The 25129-nt window shown below is 69.5% G+C and carries 25 protein-coding genes; 14 read left to right on the forward strand and 11 right to left on the reverse strand.

The annotated features are described in order from the left end of the window. The first annotated feature begins 25 nt into the window (after positions 1-25). Entirely contained in the window at positions 26-514 is a 489-nt protein-coding gene (locus HUW10_RS17220) for an NADH-quinone oxidoreductase subunit B family protein (protein WP_236656477.1), read from the forward strand. Further along, a complete protein-coding gene (locus HUW10_RS17225; RefSeq protein ID WP_174504592.1) occupies positions 507-1112 on the forward strand; it encodes a ribonuclease HII in 606 nt (201 codons plus the stop codon). Before HUW10_RS17220 ends, HUW10_RS17225 begins: the two co-directional genes overlap by 8 nt. Before the next feature lie 75 nt (positions 1113-1187). On the opposite strand, the gene HUW10_RS17230 is transcribed toward HUW10_RS17225, so the two are convergent. From HUW10_RS17230 to HUW10_RS17245, 4 genes are all read right to left on the reverse strand, one after another. Next, positions 1188-1481 (reverse strand): hypothetical protein, encoded by a 294-nt coding sequence (locus tag HUW10_RS17230; RefSeq protein WP_174504593.1) that lies wholly within the window; start codon positions 1479-1481, stop codon positions 1188-1190. 181 nt (positions 1482-1662) lie between these two features. Next, complete coding sequence (locus HUW10_RS17235) at positions 1663-3507, reverse strand: Hint domain-containing protein (RefSeq protein ID WP_236656478.1); 1845 nt, start codon at positions 3505-3507, stop codon at positions 1663-1665. A 194-nt stretch (positions 3508-3701) separates the two neighbouring features. Further along, the gene (locus tag HUW10_RS17240; protein WP_174504595.1) at positions 3702-4565 is read right to left on the reverse strand and encodes a prephenate dehydratase; all 864 of its coding nucleotides are present in this window, start codon (positions 4563-4565) and stop codon (positions 3702-3704) included. Then, positions 4562-5314, reverse strand: coding sequence for a 3-deoxy-manno-octulosonate cytidylyltransferase (locus HUW10_RS17245; protein ID WP_174504952.1), 753 nt, complete (start codon positions 5312-5314; stop codon positions 4562-4564). Before HUW10_RS17245 ends, HUW10_RS17240 begins: the two co-directional genes overlap by 4 nt. Positions 5315-5397: 83 nt before the next feature. Here HUW10_RS17245 and HUW10_RS17250 point away from each other — a divergent pair, with 83 nt between their 5' ends. From HUW10_RS17250 to HUW10_RS17260, 3 genes are read left to right on the forward strand one after another with little or no spacing between them, the layout of a single operon-like run. Continuing rightward, positions 5398-6822: a c-type cytochrome gene (locus HUW10_RS17250; RefSeq protein WP_174504596.1), complete on the forward strand. Its 1425-nt coding sequence runs from the start codon at positions 5398-5400 to the stop codon at positions 6820-6822. Then, positions 6819-7589, forward strand: a complete 771-nt coding sequence (locus HUW10_RS17255) for an inositol monophosphatase family protein (protein WP_174504597.1) — start codon at positions 6819-6821, stop codon at positions 7587-7589. Before HUW10_RS17250 ends, HUW10_RS17255 begins: the two co-directional genes overlap by 4 nt. Further along, positions 7586-8026 carry a GNAT family N-acetyltransferase gene (locus tag HUW10_RS17260; RefSeq protein ID WP_174504598.1) on the forward strand — a complete coding sequence of 147 codons (441 nt, stop codon included), beginning with the start codon at positions 7586-7588 and terminating at the stop codon, positions 8024-8026. Before HUW10_RS17255 ends, HUW10_RS17260 begins: the two co-directional genes overlap by 4 nt. A gap of 52 nt (positions 8027-8078) precedes the next feature. Here the strand turns inward: HUW10_RS17260 and HUW10_RS17265 are convergent, their stop codons facing one another. From HUW10_RS17265 to HUW10_RS17295, 7 genes are read right to left on the reverse strand one after another with little or no spacing between them, the layout of a single operon-like run. Further along, positions 8079-9143 carry a tartrate dehydrogenase gene (locus tag HUW10_RS17265; protein WP_174504599.1) on the reverse strand — a complete coding sequence of 355 codons (1065 nt, stop codon included), beginning with the start codon at positions 9141-9143 and terminating at the stop codon, positions 8079-8081. Continuing rightward, positions 9143-10552, reverse strand: a complete 1410-nt coding sequence (locus HUW10_RS17270; RefSeq protein ID WP_174504600.1) for an APC family permease — start codon at positions 10550-10552, stop codon at positions 9143-9145. Before HUW10_RS17270 ends, HUW10_RS17265 begins: the two co-directional genes overlap by 1 nt. 56 nt (positions 10553-10608) lie before the next feature. Beyond that, entirely contained in the window at positions 10609-11508 is a 900-nt protein-coding gene (locus tag HUW10_RS17275; RefSeq protein WP_174504601.1) for a lysophospholipid acyltransferase family protein, read from the reverse strand. Next, positions 11505-12452, reverse strand: a complete 948-nt coding sequence (gene lpxK, locus HUW10_RS17280; RefSeq protein ID WP_174504602.1) for a tetraacyldisaccharide 4'-kinase — start codon at positions 12450-12452, stop codon at positions 11505-11507. Before lpxK ends, HUW10_RS17275 begins: the two co-directional genes overlap by 4 nt. Continuing rightward, a complete protein-coding gene (locus HUW10_RS17285; RefSeq protein WP_174504603.1) occupies positions 12452-13720 on the reverse strand; it encodes a 3-deoxy-D-manno-octulosonic acid transferase in 1269 nt (422 codons plus the stop codon). The genes lpxK and HUW10_RS17285 overlap by 1 nt, the downstream gene beginning before the upstream one ends. After that, positions 13705-14424 (reverse strand): lysophospholipid acyltransferase family protein, encoded by a 720-nt coding sequence (locus tag HUW10_RS17290; RefSeq protein ID WP_174504604.1) that lies wholly within the window; start codon positions 14422-14424, stop codon positions 13705-13707. The genes HUW10_RS17285 and HUW10_RS17290 overlap by 16 nt, the downstream gene beginning before the upstream one ends. After that, positions 14421-15365 carry a LysR substrate-binding domain-containing protein gene (locus HUW10_RS17295; protein WP_174504605.1) on the reverse strand — a complete coding sequence of 315 codons (945 nt, stop codon included), beginning with the start codon at positions 15363-15365 and terminating at the stop codon, positions 14421-14423. The genes HUW10_RS17290 and HUW10_RS17295 overlap by 4 nt, the downstream gene beginning before the upstream one ends. A 179-nt stretch (positions 15366-15544) precedes the next feature. On the opposite strand from HUW10_RS17295, the gene HUW10_RS17300 reads away from it, so the two are divergent. The 9 genes from HUW10_RS17300 to HUW10_RS17340 all read left to right on the forward strand — a co-directional run bounded on the left by HUW10_RS17300 (position 15545) and on the right by HUW10_RS17340 (position 25079). Beyond that, positions 15545-15964, forward strand: coding sequence for a hypothetical protein (locus tag HUW10_RS17300; RefSeq protein ID WP_174504606.1), 420 nt, complete (start codon positions 15545-15547; stop codon positions 15962-15964). Positions 15965-15994: 30 nt separating this feature from the next. After that, complete coding sequence (locus tag HUW10_RS17305; protein WP_174504607.1) at positions 15995-16408, forward strand: hypothetical protein; 414 nt, start codon at positions 15995-15997, stop codon at positions 16406-16408. 80 nt (positions 16409-16488) lie between these two features. Further along, a complete protein-coding gene (gene mreC, locus HUW10_RS17310; protein ID WP_174504608.1) occupies positions 16489-17352 on the forward strand; it encodes a rod shape-determining protein MreC in 864 nt (287 codons plus the stop codon). 19 nt (positions 17353-17371) lie between these two features. Continuing rightward, a complete protein-coding gene (locus HUW10_RS17315; protein ID WP_174504609.1) occupies positions 17372-17899 on the forward strand; it encodes a rod shape-determining protein MreD in 528 nt (175 codons plus the stop codon). 6 nt (positions 17900-17905) lie between these two features. Further along, positions 17906-19789 (forward strand): penicillin-binding protein 2, encoded by a 1884-nt coding sequence (gene mrdA / locus HUW10_RS17320; RefSeq protein WP_174504610.1) that lies wholly within the window; start codon positions 17906-17908, stop codon positions 19787-19789. Next, the gene (rodA, locus tag HUW10_RS17325) at positions 19786-20946 is read left to right on the forward strand and encodes a rod shape-determining protein RodA (protein WP_174504611.1); all 1161 of its coding nucleotides are present in this window, start codon (positions 19786-19788) and stop codon (positions 20944-20946) included. Before mrdA ends, rodA begins: the two co-directional genes overlap by 4 nt. A 183-nt stretch (positions 20947-21129) precedes the next feature. Next, the gene (gene hmpA / locus HUW10_RS17330) at positions 21130-22359 is read left to right on the forward strand and encodes an NO-inducible flavohemoprotein (protein ID WP_174504612.1); all 1230 of its coding nucleotides are present in this window, start codon (positions 21130-21132) and stop codon (positions 22357-22359) included. A gap of 94 nt (positions 22360-22453) precedes the next feature. Further along, positions 22454-23422 (forward strand): cyclase family protein, encoded by a 969-nt coding sequence (locus tag HUW10_RS17335; RefSeq protein WP_174504613.1) that lies wholly within the window; start codon positions 22454-22456, stop codon positions 23420-23422. A gap of 10 nt (positions 23423-23432) precedes the next feature. Beyond that, positions 23433-25079 (forward strand): class I adenylate-forming enzyme family protein, encoded by a 1647-nt coding sequence (locus HUW10_RS17340; protein WP_174504614.1) that lies wholly within the window; start codon positions 23433-23435, stop codon positions 25077-25079. The last annotated feature ends 50 nt before the right edge of the window (positions 25080-25129 follow it).

The raw sequence follows: 25129 nt of genomic DNA on the forward strand, positions 1-25129 counted from the left end.
TCGATGGATGATAATGATGGATGACATGGACGATCCGGTCCGGGTGCTGGGTGCCCGGCTTGCGGCCACGGGCCAGGCGCTGCTCGGCCGGAGCCTCGCGGTGCGGCATGTCGATGCCGGCAGTTGCGGCGGCTGCGAGATCGAGATCGGCGCCTGCCGGCGGTTGCGCGGCGGCATGGCCGCGCAGGGCATCGTCCTGGTGGACGACATCCGCGCCGCCGATCTCCTGCTGGTGACCGGGGTGGCGACGCGCACCCTCGCCGAGGCGCTGCGCAAGAGCCTTGCCGGGATGGCGCCGCCGCGCTTCGTCGTCGCGGCCGGCGACTGCGCGCTGGATGGCGGCGTGTTCAAGGGCGCGCCGCCGGTTCTGGGCGGGGTGCAGGCGGTGATCCCGGTTGATCTGCTGATCGCCGGCTGTCCGCCCTCGCCACGGCAGATCCTTGCGGGGCTGACGGCGTTGCTGGAGGCGAATGCGCGCGAGGCACGGGCGAGGCGCACCGAGCCGCATGCCTGATTTCAGTCATGAGCGCGCCCTGGGCGGCGTGGTGGCGGGGGTCGACGAGGTCGGGCGCGGCCCGCTGGCCGGGCCGGTCGTGGCTGCCGCCGCCGTGCTGCCGCCCGACCTGCCGGCGGCGATCGTGGCAATGGTCGATGATTCGAAGCGTCTCTCGGCAGCACGGCGGGAGGCGGCGCTGACGGCACTGCTCGGTGCCGGCGCCGAGATCGCGGTGGCGGCTTCATCCGTTGCCGAGATCGAGGCGCTGAATATCCTGCGGGCCAGCCTGCTGGCGATGCGCCGGGCGGTGGCGCGGCTGCGGACCCGGCCCGACCGCGTGCTGGTCGATGGCAAGATCGCGCCGGATCTGCCGATGCCCTGCCGGTGCGTGGTGGGGGGGGATTCCCAGTCGCTGTCGATCGCGGCGGCGTCGATCGCGGCGAAGGTGGTGCGCGACCGGGCGATGGAGAGGCTGGCGCGGCGCCATCCCGGCTATGGCTGGGAGCGCAACGCCGGATACGGCACGGCGAGCCACCGTGCGGCGATTATCACCCTCGGGATCACCGCGCATCACCGGCGCGGCTTTGGCCCGTTGCTCAGAGAGCCCGGCGCCTGACATCTGGGGTCTGAAACGCTGCCACGCGGCCCTGTTCCGCGCGGCGCGAGCCAGACCCTGTCAGGGATCGGCCGGTCAGGCGTAGCGGCGTTCGGGGTGGCGCAGATGCCACAGCCGCTCATGCGCCGCGACGAGGCTTTCGATGCTCTTCCTGCGGTTGGCGTCGGGATGGATGGACCGGCGGGTGAGCAGGCGTTCGAGTATGCCGAGAAGATCTTCCGCAATCTCGTAATCGTCCTGGTCGCAGGCGTGGTGGAATGCGATCAGGATTTTATCCGAGAGACGGCGGCTGTAGCGGGTGGTCGACCGCTCGGCCTTGCCGGTGTCTTCGACGGCGGGGTTCTGGTGGTCGTTGTCGGTCAGGGACATGATCGAATTCCTGTTATTTCTGAGACCATATTACCAAATAGTAATCGAAATACCATACTTTTTAATGAACGAATTTCATTCGAATTAAAATTTCATATTACGAGTTCCTGAGCAACTTTATTCTTGAGATGAATTGGATCATATTTTAGACACATCGTACATCAAATACGTTTCCATTTCGTTAAAAGCGGCACAAATGAACGGCTTCGACGCCCGATCCGACGGCTGACTCTACGCGCCGCCACAGCTGCGGGAAAGCTGCGAGCCGGACAAAAAGCCGCGTCGCGCCCGCGGGCAGGCGGAGTTCGCCATGGCCGGTCGACCAGATCGCCTGATCGCCGGGGGCCTGGGGATGAAAGCCGCGGACCGCGCTGGCGGCGATGTCGAGCGGGCCGGTCTCGGTTCGCAATTCCGCGAGAGCGACGCCGAGCTGCCGCCGGTCGTCGGACGCGGGATCGATACAGCCGGGCACGAAGCGGGACGAGTGCAGGAAGGCCTTCCCGCCATGGCCGGGCGGCAGCGCGATCCATTCGCCGGGCACGAGCGGCATCACCGCGCCGCCGGCCCATAGCGCCGCATCGTCACTTGTCTCGACCATGAAGCCGAGAGCTTGGGCGCGGGCGTGCAGGGTTTCGCGGATCGCGCGCAGGCGGGCGCCGCCGGTGCAGAGCGGCGCGCAGGCGTCCCGGTCCCAGTTCAGACCGCGCACGATACAGGTTTCGGAGGCGGCGAAGCCGGCCCGGTTGCCGGTGTCGAGATAGCTTTCGCAGGGCGCGCCTTCGGCCAGCAGCAGGTCGTGCCGGACGAGTTCGACATGGTGATACGAGATGGCGAGGCAGGCCTCCTCCCGGCAGATGGTCGCGCCGTTGACGAGAAACCGCGCCGGCACTAGCACGCCGTCGAGCAGCAGGGCATGGTCGGGCGACAGGCGCAGGCGGCGCGCCGGCAGGCCGGGGGCGAGCGATCCGGCGGCGAAGCTGATCGGCTGCACCTGCTCCGGCGCGGGATGCGTGGTGAGATCGAGCACGCGCGATCCGGTCCAGATGACGGGCACGACGTGCCCTGCGGCGGTGACCACCCGGTCGCCGGCCGCGAGGGTTTCGACCGGACGCAGGCCGTTCGGCGTGAGGATCATCGTGCCACGCGCGTAGCAGGGCGGATTGGTGCTGGCCGTGGCCGCGGCGGTTTCGGTGGCGATGCCGGCGGTCAGGCTGAGTCCGCCCGGCCCCGTGGCGGCGAAGAGCGGCGCGGCATCGGCGCTGGTGAAGCGTCCCTCGACATGGCCCTGCGCGTCGAGCAGGCTGACCGTGGCGCCGCTTTCGCGGATCGATCCCCCGGCCAGGGAGGGCAGCAGGATGGCATCGTTGCCGGACAGGCCGCCGATGGTCACGTTCGCGCCGAGAAACGGGTCGGCGAGGGTGAGGGTTGCGCGGCCCGGCCCGAATTCGAAGGTCTGGCTGGAGACCGCGTCCGTGACGCGCACCGAGGTGCCGTCGCCGAGCGCGATCGTCCCGCCGCCCGAAAGCGCGCCGCCATCGACCACCAGCGTCCCGCCGGCGAGGTTGACGGCGCCGGCATTGTCGAACGCCGTGCCGCCTACCGACAGCGTGGCGCCGGTGCCGACCGTGATGGTGCCGGCATTGGTGAATTGCGGCGCGGCCGCACCGGGCAGGCCGGTGAGCGCGCCGATGTCGACCACCACATCGGCCGAGGATCCGCCTTCCAGCGTCATCGCCCCCGCCGCCATGATCTCGTCGCACGCGTAGAGATCGACATGGCCGGCAATATCGAGACGGGCGGCGGCGGCGAGGGTGATGGCGCCGCCATTGCCGGTCAGCCCCGCGGTGGCCTGCTGGCCGTCGAGCCGGAGCGTGTTCGCGATCGTGACGCCGGGATCGACCAGGGCCGACGCGCCGTCGATTTCAGCCGTGCCGCCGGCGCCGGGAACCGACGCCCCGCTCCAGTTCCACGCAGCGCTCCAGTCAGCGACGGCGCCGGAGGGCGGCTGGAAAAGATCTGTGGTCAAATTGCCCGTCATCAAATGTCCCCGACGGCCGGGCCGCGCACGTCATGTGACGGTGGCCGTGAAGAGGGCAATGTTTTGCGCCCGATACTGCCGCCGGGTTAGCAGGGCTGCGCGCAGGGTTCAAACAAATTCTTCACTATTTTCTAAAAAATCCCAAAAAACAAATGTTTTTAACGATTTTTCCACTACAGGTTTCAGTCGGCGCCCTGGCGGGCCATGCGCTGCTCCAGCCGGAAGGCGGCGGCGGGATAGACGCCGAGGATGCGGATTTCGCGGGAGAAGAAATCGAGTTCCTCGAGGGCGAGGCGGACGTTGCGCTGCTCGGGATGGCCGTCGATCTCGCAGAGGAACTGGGTGGCGGCGAACTGGCCGCCGACCATGTAGCTCTCCAGCCGCGTCATGTTCACCGAGTTGGTGGCGAAGCCGCCGAGCGCCTTGTAGAGCGCGGCCGGCACGTTGCGCACCCGGAAGACGAAGCTGGTGATCGGGTTCGGCGTGTCCGCCGGCGGCAGGCGCGGGGTGCGAGCCATGACGTAGAAGCGGGTGGTGTTGTGGGCGGCGTCCTCGACGTTGCGGCGGAGGATGTCGAGTCCGTAGATCTCGGCGGCGAGGGAGGAGGCGATCGCGGCGCGGGAGAGGTCGTTCCAGCGGGCGACGAGTTCGGCCGAGCCGGCGGTATCGGCCTCGACCACCGCGCGCGCGCCGAGTTCGCGCACCAGCGCCCGCACCTGGCCGAGGGCGACGGCGTGGGAATGCACCTGGCGGATGGCGTCGATCATGGCGCCGCGCGGGGCCAGCAGGCAGTGCTCCACGCGCTGGAAATGCTCACCGATGATCGACAGGCCGGACTCGGGCAGCAGGGCGTGCATGTCCGGCACCCGGCCGGCAAGCGAGTTCTCGGTCGGCAGCATGGCGTATTCGGCCTCGCCGGTCCGCACCGCCTCGATCGCCGCCTCGAAGGTCTGGCAGGGCAGGGTCGCCATGCCGGGATAGGCGGTGCGGCAGGCGAGGTCGGAATAGGCGCCGGGCGCGCCCTGGAAGGCGATTCGGTGGGTCATGCGGCAAGATCCCTGCGGGCGCGGTCGAGGTCTTCCCGGGTATCGACGCCGAAGGGCGCCCGGTCAATCCGTGCCGCACCGATCCGCAGGCCGAGTTCGAGGGCGCGGAGCTGTTCGAGCTTCTCGCGCAGCTCCAGCGGCGAGGGCGGGGCGGCGACGAAACGGTCGAGCGCCGCCCGGCGATAGGCATACACGCCGACATGGTGCCAGAGCGGCCCCGGCCCGGAGGGGATCGGGTGGCGCGAGAAATAGAGCGCCGGGGCGGTGGCCGCATCGCCGAAGCCGCAGGCGGCCTTGACCACCGAGGGGGCGGCGGCTTCCTCCGCCGTGGTGACCGGGGCGACGAGGGTGGCGATGTCGAATCCGGGATCGTCCAGCACGGCGACGAGGTCGCGCAGCGCGTCCGGCGGGAAGCCGGGCAGGTCGCCCTGAAGATTCACCACGATGTCATGAATGCCGGCCGGATCGAGCGCGGCGAGGGCGGCGTGGATGCGGTCGGACCCGCTGGGCAGGTCGGGATCGGTCAGCACTGCCGTGCCGCCCGCCGCGCGGACCGCCTCGGCGATCGCGGATTCGGCGCAGGCGACCGCAACCGGGCCGATCGCGGCCTCCTCGGCGCGGCGGAGAACATGGACGATCATCGGCAGCCCGCCGATCTCGGCAAGGGGTTTTCCGGGCAGCCGGGTCGAACCCAGGCGGGCGGGAATCAGGACGATGGGAGCCGGAATATCTGCCTCCTTGTAGGATATGGGGTCGCCACCATGGTTATCGCTTGTCGCACTTTCCTAAATCGCTATACATCCCCTCGTAAAGCTTTGGAGGGACCGCGCTTATGAGTGATCAGAACCACCCGTCTTCCGGCCACGGCGGCAAGGGCCGCGACCCGCTGCTGCTGAACAAGATTGCCGGGGGCGTCCTCTCGGCCGGGCTTCTGGTCTGGATCGCGATCCACGCCGCCGGGGTGATCACCGGCGAGAAGGATGTGAAAAAGCCGGTCATCAAGACCGCCGAGGCGCCGGTTGCGGCGCAGAGCAGCGGCATTCCCTCCATCGACGGGCTTATCCTCAAGGCCGATGTGAAGAAGGGCCAGGCCTTCGTGCAGCAGCAATGCGCGGCCTGCCACACGCTCAACAAGGGCGGCGCGGCCGGTGTCGGGCCGAACCTCTACGGCGTGATGGGCGACCCGATGTTCAAGAAGGCCGGCTATACCTTCTCCGGCGCGGTGGAGAAGGTGTCGTCCGGCGTCTGGACCTACCAGAAGATGAACGAGTGGCTGGACGATCCGCAGAAATTCGCGCCGGGCACCCGCATGGGCTATTCCGGCATCAAGAACGACAATGTCCGCGCCGATGCGATCGCCTATCTCCGCACGCTGGCGGACAGCCCGATCCCGCTGCCCAAGCCGGGCGCCGGCGGGTCGGCGGTGGCCTCGAAGGGCGCGGCGCCGGCGGGTCTCGATTCCGGCGCGCCGGTGATCGCCACCCTTTACGCCAGCGCCGACGCGGGCAAGGGCCAGGCTTTCTTCCAGCAGCAATGCGCCGCCTGCCACTCGGTGAACAAGGGCGGGGCGAACGGAGTCGGGCCGAACCTGTATGGTGTCGTCGGCGCGCCGATGTTCGCCAAGGCCGGCTATGCCTTCTCCGCCGCCGCGAAGCAGCATGCCGATGGCAAGTGGACGCCGCATGAGCTCGACGAATGGCTCTACGCGCCGATGAAGGCGGTGGCGGGCACGCACATGGCCTATCCGGGGATCAAGAACAACCAGACCCGGGCGGACGTGATCGCCTATCTCAACAAGCAGTCCGACCATCCGGTGAACCTCGCCGCGGCAGCCGGTCCCGCCGCGACGACGGCCGCCGCCGCGGGTGCGGCGCCGACCGGGCTCGATTCCAGCGCGCCTTCGGTGAAGGCGCTGATGGCGAATGCCGCGCCGGCCAAGGGTCAGGCGATGTTCCAGCAGCAATGCTCGGCCTGCCACTCGATCAACAAGGGCGGCGCGAATGGCGTCGGCCCCAATCTCTACGGTGTGGTCGGCGCGAAGATGTTCGCCGCGGCGGGCTACAGCTTCTCTGCGGCCGCGAAGAAGCAGTCGACCGGCGACTGGACCGTGCATGAGCTGAACGAATGGCTCTACGATCCGATGAAGGCGGTGGCGGGCACGCACATGGCCTATCCGGGCATCAAGAACAACGTCGCCCGGGCCAACATGATCGCCTATCTGAACCAGCAGTCCGACCATCCCGAAACCTTCAAATGAGGTTTGATCCGGTCGCCGTGGCCTCGGCCGCGGCGGACGCGGCGGGCGACGTGATCCGCGCGCATTTCCGGGCGCGGATCGATGTCGACACCAAGGCGGATGCCAGCCCGGTGACACTGGCGGATCGCGGCGCCGAAGCCGCGATCCGGCGCGTTCTCGACCAATATTGCCCGGACCATGCCGTGATCGGCGAGGAGATGGGCGGCAAGGAAGGTGGGCGGTTCACCTGGGTGATCGACCCGATCGATGGCACGCGGGCCTTCATCACCGGCCGGCCAGTGTTTGCGACCCTGATCGCGCTGCTGGAACATGGGCGGCCGATACTCGGCTTGATCGACCAGCCGGTGCTTGGCGAGCGATGGCTTGCCCATGAGGGCGAGCTGCGCTTTTCCGGCCCGCATGGCGGTGCGCCGGGGACGCGGATTGTCGCCTCGCTGGCCGAGGCGGAGCTGTCCTGCACCTCGCCCGACATGTTCACCGAACCGCAATTCGGCCGGTTCCGCCGGCTTGCCGGCGCCTGCCGGCGGGTGACCTATGGCGGCGATGCCTATGGCTACGGGCTGCTCGCCTTGGGGCAGATCGATGTCATCGCCGAAGCCGATCTCAAGCCGTGGGACTGGTCGGCGCTGGCCCCGGTGATCGAGGCGGCGGGCGGGGCGATGACCGACTGGCGCGGTGCGCCGCTCACCCTGGAGAGCGACGGCACGGCGCTGGCGCTCGGCAACCCCGCCCTGCTCGGCGACGCCGTGGCGCTGCTCGGCGGATGATGCCGCCGATCGTCCATCTGACCGCCGGCGCGGATGATCTTGCGGACTGGCTGGGCCGCTCCGAGGCGCTGCACCGGGTGCTGCGCCCGCATCTCCCCACTGATTACGAAGGGACGATGCGCCGGATCCTGGCCGGGGGAGCAGAAATGGCGCTGCTGCACGAGGCGGGCGTGCCGCGCGCGCTGGCGGTGTTCCGCGCCTTTCACGACACGGCGAACGGGTATCGGTTCTATATCGACGATCTCGTCACCGATGCCCCCTCCCGCAGCGCCGGGCATGGCGCCGCCCTGCTCGGCTGGTGCGAGGCGGAGGCGCGCCGGCGCGGCTGCACCCGGCTGACGCTCGAATCCGGCACCCATCGCGAGCGGGCGCACCGGTTCTATTTCCGCGAGGGCCTCGCCATCACCCTGTTCGGCTTCGCGAAGACGCTGGATTAGAGCGTCATCCGATCAGATGGACTCATCTGATCGGAACGTGCTCTGAGCGCGATCAGATCGCGGCGGCGATGGCCCCCGCCAGATCGTCCATCTTCGCGGTGCCGCCGAGATCGGGCGTCCGCGGGGAGGCGGGATCGCCGAGGGCGGTCTCGATCGCGCCCAGCACCAGCGCCGCGGCCTCGGCCTCGCCGAGATGATCGAGCATCATCGCCCCGGCCCAGATCGCACCCACCGGATTGGCGATGCGCTGGCCGAAGATGTCGGGGGCGGAGCCATGCACCGGCTCGAACATCGAGGGGAATTTCTTCTCCGGGTTGAGATTGGCCGAAGGTGCGACGGCAATCGTGCCGGTGACGCCGGGGCCGAGATCGGAGAGGATGTCGCCGAACAGGTTCGAGCCGACGACCACATCGAACCGCTCGGGGCTCATCACGAAGCGGGCCGCGAGAATGTCGATATGGTATTGATCGGCGCGGATCTCCGGATAGTCGGCGCCGATCGCGGCGAAGCGCTCGTCCCAGAACGGCATCGAGTGGAAGATCCCGTTCGACTTGGTCGCCGAGGTGACGTGCGGGCGGCCGAGGCGGCGGGCGAGGTCGAAGGCGTAGCGCAGGATGCGGTCGGTGCCGGCGCGGGTGAAGATCGCGGTCTGCTCGACGAACTCGCGCTCGGTGCCGGCGAACATCCGCCCGCCGATCTGGCTGTATTCGCCCTCGACATTCTCGCGCACCACCCAGAAATCGATATCGCCTGGCTTCTTGTTGGCGAGCGGGCAGGGCACGCCGGGCAGCAGGCGGACCGGGCGCAGATTTACATACTGGTCGAACTCGCGGCGGATCGGGATCAGCAGGCCCCAGAGCGAGATGTGGTCCGGCACGCCGGGATACCCGACCGCGCCGAGAAAGATCGCGTCGTGGTCGGCAAGCCTGGCGATGCCGTCCTCCGGCATCATCCGCCCGGTGGCTTTCCAGGTTTCGCAGCTCCAGTCGAAATCGCGCCAGTCGAGCGTGAAGCCGCAGGCGGAGGCCGCACGGTCGAGCACCGTGCGGGCCGCCGGGATCACCTCGCGGCCGATGCCGTCACCCTCGATGACGGCGATGCGGTGGCGGCGCGACATCAGTATTCCTCGTCGGCGACATAGGAGCCGATCTTCTGCACGAGGTCGGGGTCGCGCCTGGCGAGCGAGAGGCCATAGATGATCGAGAGGACCAGCACGCCGAGCGCCGCCCAGGGATAGATGTTGTAGGGGTAGGGCTGGCCGGGCTGGATCAGGCCCCAGAGCGGGAACAGCATCAGGATCGTGCCGAGGATGGGGATCAGCGCGTGCTTCACCGGGTTGAACTCGTTGCGGTGGTGGCGAAGCATGTAGACCGGCAGCGCGATGTTGGTGACGAGATAGGTCAGGATCACCGGGATCGTGCCGAGCGAGCCGGTCTCGCCGAAGAGATCGACCGGCTTGATGTTCCAGCCGAAGAAGATGACGATGCCGAGGGCCACCAGCACGTAGCTCCACATCGCGACGAAGGGCGTGCGGTGCTGCGGGTGGATCTTGCCGAAGAAGCGCGGCAGCAGCCCCTCGCGGCCGGAGCTGAACAGGATGCGCGCCTGGCTGTTGGTCAGGCCGAGCAGAGAGGAGAAGATGCTGGTGACGCCGGCGAGATAGGCGATGATCAGGAACGATGCCGCCGAGGCCTTGAACGCGTCGACGAAGGGAATATCCGCCTTGCCGATCGCGGTCGCATTGTTGTGGAAGGCGATCTCGGTGGCATAGGCGAGGAACATGTAGAGAATGCCGATCGACAGCGTGCCGATGATCAGCGCGCGGGGGATGTTGCGCCGCGCGTCGCGGGTTTCCTCGGCGAGGGTTGCCGAGTTTTCCCAGCCGATGAAGAGATAGATCGCGATCGGGAAGCCGAGGCCGATGCCCTTGAGCCCGCCGGAGAGATGGCTCCACTCGAACGGGGCGAGGCTGAGATGACCTGCATTGACCACCAGCATGGTGATCGCGCCGATCAGCAGCAGCGCGAGTTCGAAATAGAAGAACACGGCGGCCCAGGTGGTCGAGAGGGCGACGCCGCGCGAGACCAGGATGCCGACCAGGCCGGTTTCGAGCAGGCTGAGCAGCTGCCAGGGTATGTTCAGGCCGAGGAACAGCTTCAGCGTGTCATGCGCCCAGCCGCCCGAGATCACCACCACCGAGGAGGCGGCGACGACATATCCGAACACCACGAAAATCGAGGCCGCCGCCCCCGCCGCCGGGCCGAACGCCATGCCGATGAAGGTGACGAAGGAGCCGGTCGAGGGCCGGTATTTCGAGAATTCGGCAAGGGTGTTGGTCAGGAACAGCACCACCACCATGGCGACGAGGATGGTGAGCGGAGCGGCAACGCCGGCCCCGCTGACGATCAGCCCGAAGCCGAAGAAGAAACTCATCGCCGGTGCGATGTTCGCGAGCGTCGAGGCGACGATCTGCGGCAGGCCCAGCGCGTCGCGCTTGAGGCGGTGATGTGAACCCAGAACAGACATGATTTCTCCCGGATTTGTTATTGTCCGGCCACCTTAGCCGACGGGTGGGTGTTAGGCTACCGGCTTGGGCCAACGCCCAGCTTTGGCCAGCGTCGGTGCAGCCAGAGCCACTGGCCGGGACGCTGGCGCACCCAGCGCTCGATCGTCGCGTTCATCCAGGCGGTGCCGGCGGCGATGTCGGCCTCGCGGTCATCGGTGATTTCGATCCGGTGCAACGGCTCGAAGACGATGCGGATGCGCGCGGGGCCGATGCGTTCCGCCCGCACCGGCAGGATCGGGCACCGAAACTTGCGGGCGAAGACGGCGAGCGCCGGGGCGGTCATCGCATCGATGCCGAACAGCGGCGAGGCAATGCCGTCGTTCAGCTTCTGGTCCATCAGCATGCCGAGAATGCCGCCGCGCACCAGATGGGCATAGGAGCCGCGGGCCCCGGCGGCCCCCTTGGCGAACATGGTGACCGGCTCGCCGGTGGCCTGCTCGCGCAAATCGAGGATCAGGCGGTCGACCGCCGGGTTGGCGGCGGCGCGGTAGAAGAAGGCGAGCCGGACCCCGAGCCGGTGCAGCACCGGCGGGATCAGCTCCCAATTGCCGAAATGCGCGGTGAAGATGAGTGCCGGGCCACCCTGGGCGGCGAGGGCCAGGCAATGCTCGCGGCCGACGATCTCGTAGCCGGGGCCGGCGGCGGTTTCGCGCAGGGCGGCGAGATGGGGAAATTCGCCGGCGGTGCGGGCAAGGCTTTCCCACACCTCGCGGATGATGCGGCTTCGGGCGGCTTCGTCGAGTTCCGGCATGGCGCGGCGGAGATTCTGCTCGGCCACGCGCGAGGTCGGGATCAGCGGGCCGATGCCGCGCCCGAGCGCGCCGGCGAGATTGCTGGCCGCAACCGGGCCGAGGGCGCGGAAGATGCCGAGGAAGACGCGGGCGGCGGTGGTTTCGATCTGGTGCAGGAGGCTCATGTCAGGAACCGATCAAGCGCGGCCGGGTCGTCGAAGGCAAGCCCCGCCTCGATCACCGCGCAGCGCGCGCGGAATGCCGGCGGCAGTTTCACCGCATCCTTCGCGGTGGTGGCGAGGCGGGCGCCGAGGCGGCCGGCCTCGGCGTCGAGCCGGGCGAGATCGGCCGGGCGATAGGCGTGATGGTCGGGAAAGGGCAGCGCGCCGGCGAGCGTGACGCCGGCATCGCGCAGCGACTCGAAAAATTTCTCCGGCCGGCCGATTCCGGCGAAGCCGAGGATTCGGGTGCCGGCGAGTTGCCCGGCATCGCTGACGAGGCGTGCCGTGAGCACCGGCAGGGATGGCGGCAGCGCGGCGCGGGCGCCGGTGCGGTCGGCGCCGATCAGCACGGCGGCGGCGCAGCGCCCGGCGGCGGCGTCGACCGGCTCGCGCAGCGGCCCTGCCGGCAGCAGCCGCCCGTTGCCGAAGCCGGCCCCGCCATCGATGACGAGGAACGACGCGGTCTTCACCGGATCGGGGTTTTGCAGTCCGTCATCCATGACGATGGCGGTCGCGCCGGCGGCGACGGCCATCGCGGCGCCGGCCGCGCGGTCGCGGGCGACGATGGTGGGCGCGGTCGCGGCGAGGAGCAGCGCCTCGTCGCCGACATCGGCGGCGTCGTGCCGGGCGGGATCGACCCGCACCGGCCCGGCGAGGCGCCCGCCATGCCCGCGGGTGAGGGCGAAGACCGTCTCGCCCCGGTCGGCGAGGCGGGCGAGCAGGTGGCGCGCGAGGATGGTCTTGCCGGCGCCGCCGACCCCGGCATTGCCGGCGCAGAAGACGCGCGCGCCGGAGCCGTATCCCGGCCGGGCGACGCGCCTTGCCGTCAGCGCCCGCGTGATCACGCCGAGCGGGGCGAGCAGCGGTGCGGGGAAGGCATCGGTGGTCCAGAAGGCGGGGGCGCGCATCAGGGGGCCTTGTCTGGAACGGTGCGGGCGAGAACGATATGGGCGAGGCGGGCCGGCAGATCGGCGAGCCCGGCGCAGGCGGCGCGGCCGGCGGCGGCCATCGCGGCGCGGCGGGCGGGATCGTCGAGCAGGGTGGCGATGGCGGGGGCAAGATCGTCCGGCCCGGCGAGATCCGCAAGGGCGCCGGCCGCGCGCAGCGTTGCCGCGGCCTCGGCGAAATTCGTCAGATGCGGGCCGGTGAGCACGGGGCAGCCGAGCTGGGCGGCCTCGATCATGTTGTGGCCGCCGATGGGAACCAGCGAGCCGCCGATGAAGGAAACGGCGGCGAGACGGTAGAACAGGCCGAGTTCGCCCAGCGTATCGGCGAGGTAGAGCCCGCCGGCCGCGGGCGCCTCGCCGCGCGAGCGCCGGGAAACCGGCAGATCGCCGGCGAGACCGGCGATGGCGGCGGCGCGTTCGGGGTGGCGCGGCGCGATGATGGTGACGAGGCCGGGCCGGGTTGCACGCAGAATGCGATGCGCGGCGATCACCGGCGCATCCTCGCCCGGATGGGTGCTGGCGGCGAGGATGAACGGGCCGGCCGCGGCGGCGGCGAGAGCGGCGCGCGCGGCGGGGTCGTCCGGCAGGTCGGGGGCGGCGAATTTCAGGTTGCCCCAGGTCTCGACGCGGGTGAGGCCGAGGCCGCGCAGGGCGTCGGCATCCGGCGCCGATTGCGCGGCGATCAGCTGGAACCCGCCGAACAGGGCGCGGGCGAGGCGCGGGGCGCGGCGCCAGCGCGCGGCGCTGCGGGCGGACAGGCGGGCATTGAACAGGAAGCGGGGAATCCGCCGCGCGTCGAGCCCGGCGAGCAGGTTCGGCCAGATCTCGGATTCGAGGAACACCGCCGCGTCCGGCCGCCAATGGTCGAGAAAGCGCGCGGCATGGGCGGCGACGTCGAGCGGGACGAACTGGTGCAGCGCCCGCGCCCGCGACTGGGCAAGGGCGGCGGCGGTGCGGGTGCCGGTGGTCAGCAGCACGGTTGCCCTGTCGTCTGGTGCGCCGTCGGCCAGGGCGTCGATCATGCCGAGGGCGGACATCGTCTCGCCCATGCTGGCGGTATGGACCCAGACCAGCCGGCCCGGCGGTCGCGCGATCCCGGCGATGCCGTAGCGCTCCGGCAGGCGGGCGGCGATTTCCTTGCCGCGCCGCGCCCGCCGCGCCAGCCAGAGCGGCAGCAGCGGCGCGATCGCGGCGGTGGCGAGGCGATAGGCGGTCAGGGCCGGCGGCATCGGGCGAGCGCCTCGTCCAGCGTGCGGCTCATCTCGGCCTCGATTTGCGGCAGGGCGGTCGCCCAGTCGTCGCGCGGCACGGCGATCGGCGCCGCCGCGACCAGCGCGCCGCGGCCGAAGGGCAAAGGCAGGCGCATCGAATCCCAGCTGTCGAGCCCGATGGCGCGGCTGGTGGCGGCACCGGCGCAAACGACCGCCGCGCCGGTCAGCGCCGCGAGCTGGGCGACTCCCGCCGCCGCCCGCCGCCGCGGGCCGCGCGGCCCATCCGGCGTGATCACCACCGGGTGCCCGGCGCGCACCAGCCGGGCGAGTTCGAGCATCCCCGCGGCGCCGCCGCGCGAGGAGGAGGCCGAGATCGCTTCGAGCCCGAACCGGCGCAGCGCGTTGACCACGAGCTGGCCGTCGCGGTGGCGGCTGGCGAGCATGTGGATCGTCGGCGCACCCGCCGGGCGGCGCAGGGCGCGCATCGCCGCCGGCATCGAGGGAAGGCATTCGTGCCAGCAGGCGACGATTACCGGGGCGCCGGCGCCGACCGTGTCGAGCAGGGGCGCGGCATCGAACCGCCAGCGCGTGGTCCACAGGCTGAAGCCAAGCACAGCGCCGATCGCTTCGCCGATCCGGGCCTGGACGGCGGGCGACTGGGTGCGGGATTTCAGGGCGCGGATCATCGCGGTGGCGGTAGCACCTGCCGGGGGCGGCGTCATCCGGCTGCGGGGGCATGGGTGCAGGGCGGCCGGTTCTTGGCGAGCAGCGTGGCGAGGTCGCGGAACGCCGCCTCGCGCGGGTCGGAGCCGCGCCAGGCGAGCACGATCGTCCGCCCGGCATTGGTGTCGTCGAGCCGGCGGCAGACCACGAGATCGCGCAGCTCGGGCCGTGCGACCACCGCGAGTTCGGGCAGCAGCGAGTAGCCCTCGCCGGCGGCGATCATCTGCCAGAGCGTCTCCAGGCTGGTGGCGTGCCGGGTGACCGGCTTCGCATCGCAGAGGGAGAGCGCATGGTCGCGCAGGCAGTGGCCCTCTTCGAGGAGGAGCAGGTCCTGGGTCGGCAGGTCGTCGAGCATCAGCTGGCGCAGGCCGGCGAGCGCGTGGCCGGGCGGGGCGGCGAGCTGGAACGGCTCGAAGAACAGCGGGGCGGTGCCGAAGCGGCCCCGCGGCACCGGGGCGGCGAGCAGCACGACGTCGAGCGTGCCATCCGCCAGCCGTTCCAGCAGCCGCGCCGTCCGTCCCTCGGTAAGGCGCAGCGACAGGTCCGGCCGCACCGCGCGCAGCAACCGCAGCAGCGCCGGAAGATAATAGGGGCCGAGCGTCTCGATCGCGCCGAGGCCGAGCGTGCCGGCCAGCCCCTCCGGCTGATCGTGCGAGAGGGTGAGGAGGTGGCGGGCCTCGGCCATCACCCGTTCGATCTGCGCCAGCAGGGCGGTGCCGGCCGGGGTGAGCGTCACCCGCCGCCGCCCGCGTTCGAACAGGGTGACGCCGAGGATCGCCTCGAGCTTGCGGATCTGCTCGGACAGCGCCGGCTGGGAAACGCCGCAGCGCTCCGCCGCCTGGCCGAAATGCCGCAGTTCGGCGACGGCCTGGGCGTATTCCAGATCCCGCAGCGACAGGCCGGCAAGCGAGCGGGGCAGTTCGTCGAGTTGGGTGGTCATGCCCCTGTCTAATCGATTTTCCCGACCGAAGAACCCTGTCATAGATAATTCCTATGCTGTGGCGCGAGGGCGGCTGGCGGCTTGAAGCGCATGGCGGGGAGTCCCATTCCATGAAGATGGGCCATGAGAGAGGGGCGGTTTCGCCCCCGACGGCAGCGATACGACGAAAGGAGGCTCGCATGACGGACTGGACGGCAACGGGACGTGAGGCCGCGGACCGGCTGGGCGGCGAGTTCGACCGCTTCCAGCACGAATTCGAGGCGCTGCGCGCGCGGCTGGCCGGGCTGGCCGGCGAGATCGCGGGCAAGGCTGGCGATCATGCCGCTTCGGACGCGCAGACCGGCGCGCAGACCGGTGTGCAAGCTGGCGCCCAGGCCGGCACCCAGGCTTTCACCGAGTTGCGCGCTGCCCTCGATGGCCGGCTCGCCGGCATCGAGCGCGATATCGAGACGCTGAGCCGCGCCCTGCGCGTGCAGGGCGGCGCGGTGGCCGGGCGGATCGAGGACACGGTGCGGGAGAAGCCGCTGGCGGCGCTGGCGATGGCGGCCGGGCTCGGCTTCGTCGCGGCGCATCTGTTCCGCCGGCGCCGGGCGCCGTGAGCGCCGGCCCGGACCCGGCGGGGCGCTGAGGTGCTGCGCGGTCTCGTCGAGCTGTTCGATGGCGCGACCCTCCGGCGGCTTGGAGTGAGGATCGGCCTTGCGGCGGCTGCGCTGGCGCTGCTGCTGGCCGGACTCGGCTTCCTGCTCGCCGCCGCGACGGAGGCGCTCGGTGCGGCCATCGGTCCCGTGCATGCGGCGTTGGCGCTCGGCGGTGGGCTGATCCTCGTCGCGGTCGGGCTGCATGCGGTGGGCACCTATCGCTGGCGCCACCGCAAGCGCGCGTTGGCCGAGGCGGCGCGCGCCGGGGTGTGGCGCGAGGGTCTGGCCGTGGCGCTCGCGCTGCTCCGGCGCGATCCGGCGAAGATGGTGCTGGCCGGCCTCGTGCTGGGGGCGCTGGCCGAATATCTGCAGGGACGCGAACCGGACGATGCCGCGCCGCCATAATCCGGGGCGGCGGCTTGGACTCGGGTGCGGTTTGGCGTAAGACGGCCGCACCATAAACATTCATTAACGGAGCTTGCCGCATGCTGCGGCTGTCCATGCCCGTGCGAGCGGCGCTTGCCCGGCTAACCCTCCCCGTGATGCTGATGGCGTCGCTCGCCCTGGTTCTGGCCGGCCGCGCCGACCGGCACCTCGGAGATTTCCTGCGTACCCAGGTGGACGACGCGCTGGCGCCACTCTATCGCGCCGCGATCGCGCCGGTCGCCGCCCTCGAGAGCGACCGCGGGGCGCTGGGCTCCTGGCTGCACCTGCGCGCCGGCTATGCCGAGCTGGCCCGGCAGAACCACGAGCTGCGGCGGTGGCGCGCGGTGGCGCTCGCGCTCGAAGCGCAAAACGAATCGCTGAAATCCCAGCTCCATTATGTCCCGACGCCGACGCCCTCCTTCTTCACCGCGCGGGTGATCGCCGATCTTGGCGGGTTGTATTCCCGCTCGGTGCTCGTCACCCTGCCGCGCGAGCCGGGCGATGTGCACGATGCCGTGGCGATGGACGGGGCCGGCGTGGTCGGCCGCGTGATCGAGTCGGGCTCGCGCTCGGCGCGGGTGCTGCTGATCACCGACCTGAACAGCAAGGTGCCGGTCGCGATCGGCCCCGGCGGCGCGCGGGCGATGATGATCGGGCAGAATACCGGTGCGCCGCGGCTGCTCTACTGGGCGCCCGGCACCCCCCCGCGCGAGGGAGCGATCGTGCTGACCAGCAGCGTCGGCGGGGTGTTTCCGAACGGTCTGCCGATCGGGATCGTGCATTACGCGGGGCGCAACGACCCGGTGGTTGTGCCGTTCGCCCAGATGGACAGCCTGCGGGTGCTGCGCATTTTCGAATATGGCGCCGATGGTGTCGGCGGTGGCGGCAACACGGCGGGCGCGCACGCGCCGGGGGCGGCGTGAGGCGGGGATTCGCCCGCGGATGATGGATGTGGCGGAGGTCATGCGCGCGCTCGACCGCGCGGCGCGGGCGACGTTGCCGACCGCCGTGATCGTCGTGGTGGTGGTTCTGCTGGCGCTGCCGGGACTGTTCCCGGCGGCATCGGACGTGCGGGCGGGGTTCGTGATGTCGTCGGTATTTTTCTGGACGATCTACCGTCCGGCGGCGCTGCCCGCGCCGGTGGTCGCACTGATCGGGGTGCTGCTCGGCCTGATCGGGGACGTGCCGCTCGGCGTCTGGTCGGTGCTGCTGCTGCTTGAACAGGCGGTTGCCGGCATGTCGCGCCGGATTCTGTTGCGGCAGGGGTTCATGGTGATCTGGCTGGCCTTTGCCGGCTGCGCGCTCGCGGTGGTGACGCTCGAATGGCTGGCGCGGATGCTGCTGACATTCTCCACCTTGCCGGTGTTGCCAACCGTTCTGGAATTCGTCACCTGCGTGCTGATCTATCCGCTCGTGGTCGTGCCGCTGGCGCGCGCCCATGCCGGGCCGGCCGCGCCGGAACAGGCCTGAGCGGCGATGAAACGCGAACGCGAGATCCGCCCGATCTTCACCCGCCGCGCCCTGCTGCTCGGCGCCGCCGAACTCGGCGCCTTCGGCGTGCTCGGCACCCGCCTCTACCGGATGCAGGTGGTCGAGCACGGCAAATACGCCACGCTGGCGAAGCACAATTCCATCAACGAGCGTCTCGTCGCACCGATGCGCGGGCTGATCACCGACCGCTATGGCGCGCTGCTCGCCAGCAACAAGCGTCACTGGCGGGCGATGTTCATGATGGTCGAGGCGCCGGACCCGGCGGCGGTGATCACGCGCTTTGCCGGGATCGTCGGCCTCGATCCGGCCGAGACGGCGCGGATCATCCGCGAGCTGAAGGGCAAGCCGCACTATATCCCGCTGCTTTTGAAAGATTATCTGGACTGGCAGGACATGGCGCGGATCGAGGTCCACGCGACCGACCTGCCGGGCGTCTTCGTCGATGTCGGGGCCTCGCGGGTTTATCCGTTCGGCGCGCAGATGGCCCATGTGGTCGGCTATGTCGCACGGCCGACCCAGGCGGAGGCCGCCGCCAATCCGCTGCTCGCCCTGCCGGGGATGCGGGTGGGGCGCGCCGGCATCGAGCGGGTGCGCGACATGGCGCTGCGCGGCACGCCGGGCATCGTGCAGACCGAGGTGAACGTCCACGGCTCCGTGGTCCGCGTGCTGGACCGCGACAACGGCGTGCAGGGCCGCACGGTGCAGACGACGCTCGATGCCGGCCTGCAATCGATCGCGGCGCAGCGGCTCAGCGGGCAGTCGGGTGCCGCGGTGATGATCGACACCGAGAACGGCGAAGTGCTGACGCTGTCGAGCGAGCCGGGGTTCGATCCGACGCTGTTCGATACCGGCGTGCCGGAGACGGTCTGGAAATCATGGATGTCCAACCCGAGGCACCCGATGAGCGACCGGGCGACGCGCGGGCTCTACGCGCCGGGTTCGACGTTCAAGCCCTGCACCGCGCTCGCGGCGCTGGAGGCCGGGGTGATCACGCCGGATACCAGGTTCTTCTGCCCAGGCTATCTCAAGCTCGGCAATCACACCTTCTATTGCTGGGACCATTACGGGCATGGCCACATCAACGTGGTCACCGCCCTGCAACAGAGCTGCGACGTGTTCTTCTACCATGCGGCCCTGCTGGTCGGGATCGACCGGATGGCGGCGATGGGAAGGCGGCTCGGGCTGATCGGCAAGCCGCCGATCGGCCTGCCGGCCGTCTCCGAGGGGTTTCTGCCCACCACCGCCTGGGCGCGCCGCCGCCGGCTGGTCTGGACCAAGGGCAACACCGTGATCCAGGGCATCGGGCAGGGCTATACCCAGGTGACGCCGCTGGGGCTGGCCACGATGACGGCGCGGATCTCGACCGGTCGGGCGGTGGAGCCGCATGTCGCGCGGGGGATCGGGCGGAACCTTCTGCATCAGGACACGCCGGACCGCTGGCCGGATCTCGGCCTCGACGAACGCAGCCTCGCCGCGGTGCGCCAGGGGATGTTCGACGTGGTGAACACCACCAAGGGCACCGCCTATGCCGCGCGCCTCGCGCTGCCGGGGGTGTTCATGGCCGGCAAGACCGGCACGGCGCAGGTGCATGACAACACCCAGGCAGAGGAAAAGGCCAACCTGAACGACGCGACGCTGCCCTGGAAATTCCGCCCGAACGCCTTCTTCATCGCCTTTGCCCCGGCGCACGCGCCCCGGGTGGCGGTGGCGGTGGCGGTGGAGCATGGCGATGAGGGGGCGACCGCGGCGGCCCCGATCGCGCATGACCTCGTGACCGCGGCGCTGACCCGCGACCTGCGGGCCGCGCCGCCCGGCACCGTGATCGAGACGCCGGCCGAGGCCAGCGCGGGCGGGAACGGACCCGCATGACCCCGTTGCTGACCGACAAGACCTACCGTCCCTATTACGAGCGCGGGACCGGCATTCCGGCCAAGCTGCTGCGGATGAACTGGCTGTTCGTTCTCGCCTGCTGTGCGGTGGCGGGCATCGGCTATGCGGCGCTCTACTCGGCCGCGGGCGGGCATGGCCTGCCTTATGCCACGCCGCAGATCGAGCGCTTCTTCGCGGCACTGATCATGATGATCGGGATCGCGATGGTCGATATCCGGCTGATCGCGAAACTGGCCTGGCCGCTTTACGGGCTCGGGCTGGTGCTGCTGGTCGCGGTCTGGAAGTTCGGCCATGTCGGGCTCGGCGCCAAGCGCTGGCTCGATGTCGGCGGCGTGCACGTGCAACCCTCGGAGCTGATGAAGCTGTTCCTCGCACTCGCGCTCGGCGCCTGGTTCCAGCGCGCGAGCCACGAGCAGGTCGGCAATCCGCTGTTCCTCGTCCCGCCGGCGCTGACCGTCCTGCTGCCCGCGGTGCTGATCCTGAAGGAACCCAATCTCGGCACCGCCGTCATCACCATGAGCATCGGCGGCGCGGTGATGTTCGGCGCCGGGGTGCGGTGGTGGAAATTCGCGATCGTGCTGGCGCTCGTCGCCGTGATCGCGCCCTTCGCCTATCACCACCTGCATGGCTACCAGAAGGAGCGGATCCTCACCTTCCTGCATCCGGGGCGCGATCCGCTCGGCGCCGGCTACAACATCATCCAGTCGAAGATCGCGCTCGGCTCGGGCGGGATGTGGGGGCAGGGCTATCTGCACGGCTCGCAGAACCAGCTGAATTTCCTGCCCGAGAAGCAGACCGATTTCGTCTTCACCATCATCGCCGAGGAATTCGGCTTCGCCGGCTCGGCGGTGCTGCTCTCCATCCTGCTCTCGATGGTGGCGATGGCGACCTACACGGCGCTGCGCTGCCGCCACCAGTTCGGCCGGCTGGTGGCGATCGGCATCTCGACGAACCTGTTCCTGTATTGCTTCGTCAACCTGGCGATGGTGATGGGGCTCATTCCGGTGGGCGGCGTGCCGCTGCCGCTGGTCTCCTATGGCGGCTCGGCGCTGACCGCCGTGATGCTCGGATTCGGGGTGCTGATGTCGGTGCACGTCCACCGCGACGTCGAGTTCGAGGCCACCGACAGCCAATAGGTCTGCACGAGCACGCCATCCGCTCCGCAAGGATCGTAAAGGCCCTTACGCCTGTCGAGGCGGGACGGCGCATGGGTGATGCTCAAAACATGTATTTTGAATCCATGTTTTTAGGCGTATAAACCTGCATACGATATACATCTTTAATCGGGGTCCGCCCCACGCCGCAGGAAGAGATTGCCCATGCCCGCTCCGCTGTCCGACCGCACCGTCGCTCTCATCAAGGCCACCGTGCCCGCGCTTGAACAGCACGGGCTGGCCATCACCCGCCGGATGTATGAGCTGATGTTCCGCAACCCGGCGATCGCCGAGCTGTTCAACCAGTCGCACCAGGATGGTGCGGCCGCGCAGCCCAGGGCGCTGGCCGGCGCCGTGCTGGCCTATGCGCGGCATATCGACGATCTCGCGCCGCTCTCGGGCGCGGTCGAGCGGATCGCGCAGAAGCATGTCGCGCTGAACATCCTGCCCGAGCATTATCCGCATGTGGCGACCGCGCTGCTCGCGGCCATCGGCGATGTGCTGGGCGATGCGGCGAGTGCCGAGATCCTCGCCGCCTGGGGCGAGGCCTACTGGTTCCTTGCCGAGGTGCTGGTCGGCCGCGAGGCGTCGATCTATCGCGATCTCGCCGCTGCCCCCGGCGGCTGGAACGGCTGGCGGGATTTCGTGATCGAGGCGGTCGTGGAGGAGAGCAGCGTCATCCGCTCTTTCACCCTGGTGCCTGACGATGGCGGGCCCGTGCTGCGGCACCGCCCCGGCCAGTATCTCGGCTTCGCCTTCGACGTGCCGGGCATCGGCGCGCAGCGGCGCAATTATTCGATCTCCTGTGCGCCGAACGACCGCGCCTATCGCATCACCGTCAAGCGCGAGGCGATGGGGCGGATCTCCAACTGGCTGCACGGCCATGCAAGGCCCGGCACGATGCTGCGGGTGGCCGCGCCGGCGGGCGACTTCTTCCTCGATCCCGCATCGACGGCACCGGTCGCCCTGGTCAGCGGCGGCGTCGGCCTCACGCCGATGGTCAGCATGCTGGAGACAATCGTGGCGACGACGCCGCACCGGCCGGTCTTCTGGGTGCATGGTGCGCTGAACGGAAGCGTCCATGCCATGCGCGAGCATGTCCGCGCGCTGGAGGCGCAGGCGCCCGGCGTCTCGACCGCGACCTTCTATGCCGAGCCCGCGGCGGCGGATCGGCTGGGCGTCGACTACGATCACGAAGGTCTCGTCACCGCCGCCTTCCTGCACGCGCATGTGCCGGCGGAGACGGTGTTTCATGTCTGCGGGCCGAAGCCCTTCATGCGCGCGGTGATCGGCGGGCTCGCCGCGCTCGGCGTGCCGGGCGAGCGTCTGCGCTTCGAGTTCTTCGGCCCGGCGGACGAGGACCCGGCCGCTTTGTTCCAGACGGAAGCAGCCTGAGCCGGACAGTCTCGCTGCCTCTTGTGCCGCCCGGATGCGCGTTGCAGGATGCGTCCGGGCGGCAACGATCCGCCCCATCATGGAGGAAACGAAGATGGCCGGATCACTGCGCGCCGAGATTCCCGTTACCGAACTGCTGAAGGACGACCCGAAGAACTGGGGCCGCTGGGGGCCGGACGACGAGGTCGGCGGGCTCAACTTCCTCACCAGCGAGGAGGTGCTGCGCGGCGTGCAGTCGGTGAAGCAGGGCAGGACCTTCACCTTGCAGATCCAGATGTGCCACCCGAAGGGCGATCCGGTCTGGCCCGGCCGCAAGGACCCGGTGCGGATCAACGTGATGGACAAGGGCCATTACATGTGCGGCAAGGGCCCGGTGTTTCCCGGCCATGCCGAATACGCCGACGACGTGCTGTTCATGTATCTGCAGGGCTCGACGCAGTATGACGCGCTCGGCCATGTCTGGTGCGATGACACGCTCTACAACGGTTACGACGCGCGCACCACGGCGGGCGGCATGACCAAGGCCAGCGTGCTGCCGATCGCCGAGCGCGGCATCGTCGGCCGCGGCATCCTGATCGACATGGCCCGCCATCGCGGCAAGCCCTGGCTGGAACGCGCCGAGACCTTCACCCACGAAGACCTGATGGCGGCAGCCGAGAAACAGGGCACCAGAATCGAGAAGCACGACATCCTGATCATCCGCACCGGCTGGATCGGCTCCTACTACAAGCGCGAGAAGGACGAGTTCTACAAGGATTTCATGGAGCCGGGCCTGACCTATTCCAAGGAGCTGGTGAAGTGGTTCCACGAGATGGAGATCCCCAATCTCGTCACCGACACGATCGCCAACGAGATCACCGCCGACCCGGTTTCCGGCGTGGTGCTGCCGCTGCACAACGCGCTGATGCGCAATCTCGGCGTCACCTTTACCGAAATCGCCGCCCTCGACGACCTCGCCGATGATTGCGCGAAGGACGGGCAGTGGACCTTCCTCTACACCGCAGCGCCGCTCAAGGTCGTCAACGGCACCGGCGCGCCGGTGAACCCCGTCGTGATCAAGTAAGGACGCCTGGATGAGCATCTACGACGAGAAACCCTGGCTCGCGCTCTACGATGCGGGCCAGCCCGCAGAGATTGCGCCCGATTTCACCGATGCGCTGGCGATGTTCCGCGCCGCCGTGGCGCGGGCACCGCAGGCGCCGGCCATCCTCTATTTCGACGGCCGGATCAGCTACGCCGAGCTTGACCGGCTGAGCGACGGGCTGGCTGGCTATCTCGCGGCGCACGGCTTCGGCGCGGGGGACCGGCTGGCGGTCTACCTGCAGAACGTGCCGCAATTCGTCATCGCCATTCTCGGCGCCTGGAAAGCGGGGGGAATCGCGGTGGCGGTCAACCCGATGAACCGCGCGCGGGAAATCGGCATCCTGTTCGCCGACTGCACGCCGAAGGCGGTCGTCTGCCACGACACCACCTGCGACGAGACGGTGGGCGCGCTGGAGCCGGGGTTACGACCGCAGATCGTGCTGACCACCTCGGCCCTCGCCTTCCAGACCCGCAACGACAAGCGCGTCTTCGCCGGGATGCAGCGCGTGGCCTGCGCCGGGGCGGTCGATTTCGAGACGGCGATCGGGGCGGGCGGGGCGCTGCCGCCCACCCCCGCCTGCAAGCCGGACGACATCGCCTTCCTCGTCTACACTTCGGGGACGACCGGCGTGCCGAAGGGGGCGATGAACACCCATGGCAACGTCACCTTCAACGCCCAGACCTATCGTGACTGGATCGGGCTCGGCGAGGGCGCGCCCATCCTCGGCATCGCGCCGCTGTTCCACATCACCGGGCTGATCGGCCATATCGCCGCCGCCTTCATCACCGCATCCCCGTTGATCCTCGCCTATCGCTTCGAGCCGGGGGTGATGCTGGACGCGATCGAGGAACACAAGGCGGCGTTCACCATCGGCGCGATCACCGCCTTCATCGCGATGATGAACCACCCGGACGCCGCCCCCGCCAAGCTCGCCTCGATGACCAGGATCTATTCCGGCGGCGCGCCGATCCCGCCCAGCGTGGTCACCGCCTTCCGCGAGACATTCGGGCACTACATCCATAACGGCTACGGGCTGACCGAAACCAACTCGCCCACGCATGTCGTCCCGCTGTCGCGCGAGGCGCCGGTCGATCCGGCCTCGGGCGCGCTGTCGATCGGGGTGCCGGCCTACAACACCATCTCCTGGATCTGCGACGACGAGGGGCGGGAGTTGCCGGTGGGCGAGGTCGGCGAGATCGTCAGCCAGGGGCCGATGATCGTGCCGGGCTACTGGAACAAGCCGGACAAGACCGCCGAGGCGATCCGCAACGGCCGCTTCCATACCGGCGATGTCGGCTTCATGGATAAGGACGGCTGGTTCTACCTGGTCGACCGCAAGAAGGACATGATCAACGCCGCCGGCTACAAGGTCTGGCCGCGCGAGGTGGAGGACGTGCTCTACACCCATCCCGCGGTGCGCGAGGCGGCGGTGGTGGGCATCGCCGACGCCTATCGCGGCGAGACGGTGAAGGCCGTGATCAGCCTGCGGCCGGGGACGCAGGTGACGCAGGAGGAGATCGTCGCCTTCTGCAAGGAGCGCATGGCCGCCTACAAATATCCGCGCCTGGTCGAGATCATCGACGACCTGCCCAAGACCGTGACGGGCAAGATCCTGCGCCGGGAGCTGCGCGGGTAGAACGATCGGGTTGAACTACTTAAGGTAGAATAATATGATGCCGTCCTCAC

Source organism: Acidiphilium sp. C61 (assembly GCF_905116885.1).
Lineage (GTDB): Bacteria > Pseudomonadota > Alphaproteobacteria > Acetobacterales > Acetobacteraceae > Acidiphilium.

Coding starts and splice junctions, on each gene's coding strand:
- HUW10_RS17220 (WP_236656477.1), top strand. CDS start 26: ATGGACGATCCGGTCCGGGTGCTGGGTGCCCGGCTTGCGGCCACGGGC.
- HUW10_RS17225 (WP_174504592.1), top strand. CDS start 507: ATGCCTGATTTCAGTCATGAGCGCGCCCTGGGCGGCGTGGTGGCGGGG.
- HUW10_RS17230 (WP_174504593.1), bottom strand. CDS start 1,481: ATGTCCCTGACCGACAACGACCACCAGAACCCCGCCGTCGAAGACACC.
- HUW10_RS17240 (WP_174504595.1), bottom strand. CDS start 4,565: ATGACCCACCGAATCGCCTTCCAGGGCGCGCCCGGCGCCTATTCCGAC.
- HUW10_RS17250 (WP_174504596.1), top strand. CDS start 5,398: ATGAGTGATCAGAACCACCCGTCTTCCGGCCACGGCGGCAAGGGCCGC.
- HUW10_RS17255 (WP_174504597.1), top strand. CDS start 6,819: ATGAGGTTTGATCCGGTCGCCGTGGCCTCGGCCGCGGCGGACGCGGCG.
- HUW10_RS17260 (WP_174504598.1), top strand. CDS start 7,586: ATGATGCCGCCGATCGTCCATCTGACCGCCGGCGCGGATGATCTTGCG.
- HUW10_RS17265 (WP_174504599.1), bottom strand. CDS start 9,143: ATGTCGCGCCGCCACCGCATCGCCGTCATCGAGGGTGACGGCATCGGC.
- HUW10_RS17270 (WP_174504600.1), bottom strand. CDS start 10,552: ATGTCTGTTCTGGGTTCACATCACCGCCTCAAGCGCGACGCGCTGGGC.
- HUW10_RS17275 (WP_174504601.1), bottom strand. CDS start 11,508: ATGAGCCTCCTGCACCAGATCGAAACCACCGCCGCCCGCGTCTTCCTC.
- lpxK (WP_174504602.1), bottom strand. CDS start 12,452: ATGCGCGCCCCCGCCTTCTGGACCACCGATGCCTTCCCCGCACCGCTG.
- HUW10_RS17285 (WP_174504603.1), bottom strand. CDS start 13,720: ATGCCGCCGGCCCTGACCGCCTATCGCCTCGCCACCGCCGCGATCGCG.
- HUW10_RS17290 (WP_174504604.1), bottom strand. CDS start 14,424: ATGACGCCGCCCCCGGCAGGTGCTACCGCCACCGCGATGATCCGCGCC.
- HUW10_RS17295 (WP_174504605.1), bottom strand. CDS start 15,365: ATGACCACCCAACTCGACGAACTGCCCCGCTCGCTTGCCGGCCTGTCG.
- HUW10_RS17300 (WP_174504606.1), top strand. CDS start 15,545: ATGACGGACTGGACGGCAACGGGACGTGAGGCCGCGGACCGGCTGGGC.
- mreC (WP_174504608.1), top strand. CDS start 16,489: ATGCTGCGGCTGTCCATGCCCGTGCGAGCGGCGCTTGCCCGGCTAACC.
- HUW10_RS17315 (WP_174504609.1), top strand. CDS start 17,372: ATGATGGATGTGGCGGAGGTCATGCGCGCGCTCGACCGCGCGGCGCGG.
- mrdA (WP_174504610.1), top strand. CDS start 17,906: ATGAAACGCGAACGCGAGATCCGCCCGATCTTCACCCGCCGCGCCCTG.
- rodA (WP_174504611.1), top strand. CDS start 19,786: ATGACCCCGTTGCTGACCGACAAGACCTACCGTCCCTATTACGAGCGC.
- hmpA (WP_174504612.1), top strand. CDS start 21,130: ATGCCCGCTCCGCTGTCCGACCGCACCGTCGCTCTCATCAAGGCCACC.
- HUW10_RS17335 (WP_174504613.1), top strand. CDS start 22,454: ATGGCCGGATCACTGCGCGCCGAGATTCCCGTTACCGAACTGCTGAAG.
- HUW10_RS17340 (WP_174504614.1), top strand. CDS start 23,433: ATGAGCATCTACGACGAGAAACCCTGGCTCGCGCTCTACGATGCGGGC.